Source organism: Pseudomonas tehranensis (assembly GCF_014268615.1).
GTDB lineage: Bacteria > Pseudomonadota > Gammaproteobacteria > Pseudomonadales > Pseudomonadaceae > Aquipseudomonas > Aquipseudomonas tehranensis.
Map to the genome: position 1 here is coordinate 1 of NZ_JABWQV010000530.1, position 205 is coordinate 205.

1 protein-coding gene is annotated in these 205 nt (G+C 69.3%); it reads right to left on the reverse strand.

Going from position 1 to position 205, the window contains the following annotated elements; all coding sequences use genetic code 11:
• On the reverse strand, positions 1–203 hold a 203-nt coding region (locus tag HU811_RS27290), incomplete at its 3' end, for a hypothetical protein (RefSeq protein WP_186659258.1).
• Between the last annotated feature and the right edge of the window lie 2 nt (positions 204–205).

The window sequence follows — 205 nt, forward strand, 5'->3', positions numbered from 1 at the left end:
GCACCCACCACCGCACCGAGCAGGAAGCAACCCAGGCCACCCGTGGCGACGGTGATGCCGGTGGCGGCCACCACGGCAGCGGTCGCCAGGGCGGTGATGGCGATATTCGCCGCCACTTCCAGCACGCCGCCGAGAATGTCGGCCATCATCGAGGTGTGGTTCAGTGCATCGCCCAGGCGAGCGGCCCAGAGCGCGTCAGACATGC